Raw genomic sequence first — 3,267 nt, 5'->3', positions numbered from 1 at the left:
TAAGGTCTTATCTTCGCGATGCCGGCCCCAGTGCACTCACCAGCTTGTTCTGGTGGGGTGATGGGTGGCTGGTCGTTGCTTGAGAACTACACAGTGGACGCGAGCATCTGTGGCCAAGTTTTTAAGGGCGCACGGTGGATGCCTTGGCACCAGGAACCGATGAAGGACGTGAGAGGCCGCGATAGGCCCCGGGGAGCTGCCAACTGAGCTTTGATCCGGGGGTGTCCGAATGGGGAAACCCGGCAGTCGTCATGGGCTGTCACCCACTGCTGAACACATAGGCAGTGTGGAGGGAACGAGGGGAAGTGAAACATCTCAGTACCCTCAGGAAGAGAAAACAACCGTGATTCCGGGAGTAGTGGCGAGCGAAACCGGATGAGGCCAAACCGTATGCGTGTGATACCCGGCAGGGGTTGCGCATGCGGGGTTGTGGGAATTCTTTTGACCGGTCTGCCGGCCGGTCGGCGAGTCAGAAACCGTTGATGTAGTCGAAGGACATGCGAAAGGTCCGGCGTAGAGGGTAAGACCCCCGTAGACGAAACATCAGCGGCTTGCTTAAGAATCTCCCAAGTAGCACGGGGCCCGAGAAATCCCGTGTGAATCTGGCGGGACCACCCGCTAAGCCTAAATATTCCCTGGTGACCGATAGCGGATAGTACCGTGAGGGAATGGTGAAAAGTACCGCGGGAGCGGAGTGAAATAGTACCTGAAACCGTGTGCCTACAAGCCGTGGGAGCGTCGCTGTATGTGCTTGCACATACAGTCGTGACTGCGTGCCTTTTGAAGAATGAGCCTGCGAGTTAGCGGTGTGTAGCGAGGTTAACCCGTGTGGGGAAGCCGTAGCGAAAGCGAGTCCGAATAGGGCGATTGAGTTGCACGCTCTAGACCCGAAGCGGAGTGATCTAGCCATGGGCAGGTTGAAGCGGAGGTAAGACTTCGTGGAGGACCGAACCCACCAGGGTTGAAAACCTGGGGGATGACCTGTGGTTAGGGGTGAAAGGCCAATCAAACTCCGTGATAGCTGGTTCTCCCCGAAATGCATTTAGGTGCAGCGTCGTGTGTTTCTTGCCGGAGGTAGAGCACTGGATAGGCGATGGGCCCTACCGGGTTACTGACCTTAGCCAAACTCCGAATGCCGGTAAGTGAGAGCACGGCAGTGAGACTGTGGGGGATAAGCTCCATGGTCGAGAGGGAAACAGCCCAGAGCATCGACTAAGGCCCCTAAGCGTACGCTAAGTGGGAAAGGATGTGGAGTCGCAGAGACAACCAGGAGGTTGGCTTAGAAGCAGCCACCCTTGAAAGAGTGCGTAATAGCTCACTGGTCAAGTGATTCCGCGCCGACAATGTAGCGGGGCTCAAGCGTACCGCCGAAGTCGTGTCATTGCAGCAATAGGGCCAACGCCCGCTGTGATGGGTAGGGGAGCGTCGTGTGCCGGGTGAAGCAGCAGCGGAAGCTAGTTGTGGACGGTTCACGAGTGAGAATGCAGGCATGAGTAGCGATACACACGTGAGAAACGTGTGCGCCGATTGACTAAGGGTTCCTGGGTCAAGCTGATCTGCCCAGGGTAAGTCGGGACCTAAGGCGAGGCCGACAGGCGTAGTCGATGGACAACCGGTTGATATTCCGGTACCCGCTTTGAAACGCCCAATATCGAATCCTCTGATGCTAAGGCCGTGAAGCCGTTCCGGACCCTTCGGGGAAAGGAAAGTGGTGGAGCCGCCGGCCCAAGGTGGTAGTAGGTAAGCGATGGGGTGACGCAGGAAGGTAGTCCAGCCCGGGCGGTGGTTGTCCCGGGGTAAGGGTGTAGGCCGAGGGGTAGGCAAATCCGTCCCTCATATAAGGCTGAGACCTGATGCCGAGCCGATTGTGGTGAAGTGGATGATCCTATGCTGTCGAGAAAAGCCTCTAGCGAGTTTCATGGCGGCCCGTACCCTAAACCGACTCAGGTGGTCAGGTAGAGAATACCGAGGCGTTCGGGTGAACTATGGTTAAGGAACTCGGCAAAATGCCCCCGTAACTTCGGGAGAAGGGGGGCCATCACTGGTGATCGGACTTGCTCCGTGAGCTGGGGGTGGCCGCAGAGACCAGCGAGAAGCGACTGTTTACTAAAAACACAGGTCCGTGCGAAGCCGTAAGGCGATGTATACGGACTGACGCCTGCCCGGTGCTGGAACGTTAAGGGGACCGGTTAGTGACCTTTCGGGGTTGCGAAGCTGAGAACTTAAGCGCCAGTAAACGGCGGTGGTAACTATAACCATCCTAAGGTAGCGAAATTCCTTGTCGGGTAAGTTCCGACCTGCACGAATGGCGTAACGACTTCTCGACTGTCTCAACCATAGGCCCGGTGAAATTGCACTACGAGTAAAGATGCTCGTTTCGCGCAGCAGGACGGAAAGACCCCGGGACCTTTACTACAGTTTGATATTGGTGTTCGGTTCGGCTTGTGTAGGATAGGTGGGAGACTTTGAAGCAGCCACGCCAGTGGTTGTGGAGTCGCCGTTGAAATACCACTCTGGTCGTGCTGGATGTCTAACCTCGGTCCGTGATCCGGATCAGGGACAGTGTCTGATGGGTAGTTTAACTGGGGCGGTTGCCTCCCAAAGGGTAACGGAGGCGCCCAAAGGTTCCCTCAGCCTGGTTGGCAATCAGGTGTTGAGTGTAAGTGCACAAGGGAGCTTGACTGTGAGACCGACGGGTCGAGCAGGGACGAAAGTCGGGACTAGTGATCCGGCGGTGGCTTGTGGAAGCGCCGTCGCTCAACGGATAAAAGGTACCCCGGGGATAACAGGCTGATCTTCCCCAAGAGTCCATATCGACGGGATGGTTTGGCACCTCGATGTCGGCTCGTCGCATCCTGGGGCTGGAGTCGGTCCCAAGGGTTGGGCTGTTCGCCCATTAAAGCGGTACGCGAGCTGGGTTTAGAACGTCGTGAGACAGTTCGGTCCCTATCCGCTGTGCGCGTAGGAATATTGAGAAGGGCTGTCCCTAGTACGAGAGGACCGGGACGGACGAACCTCTGGTGTGCCAGTTGTCCTGCCAAGGGCATGGCTGGTTGGCTACGTTCGGGAGGGATAACCGCTGAAAGCATCTAAGCGGGAAGCCTGCTTCAAGATGAGTATTCCCACCTCCTTGAGAGGGTAAGGCTCCCAGTAGACGACTGGGTTGATAGGCCAGATGTGGAAGCCCGGTAACGGGTGGAGCTGACTGGTACTAATAGGCCGAGGGCTTGTCCTCAGTTGCTCGCGTCCACTGTGTTAGTTCTGAAG

1 rRNA gene is annotated in these 3,267 nt (G+C 56.8%); it reads left to right on the top strand.

The window, feature by feature from the left end:
- Window positions 1–111: 111 nt before the first annotated feature.
- Window positions 112–3,235 (top strand): 23S ribosomal RNA (locus tag ABZZ17_RS39825).
- Window positions 3,236–3,267 lie beyond the last annotated feature (32 nt).

Source organism: Streptomyces sp. NPDC006512, assembly GCF_040611935.1.
Lineage (GTDB): Bacteria > Actinomycetota > Actinomycetes > Streptomycetales > Streptomycetaceae > Streptomyces.
The sequence above is the reverse complement of the archived record's forward strand: the minus strand, read 5'-3'. Positions and strand labels throughout refer to the sequence as shown.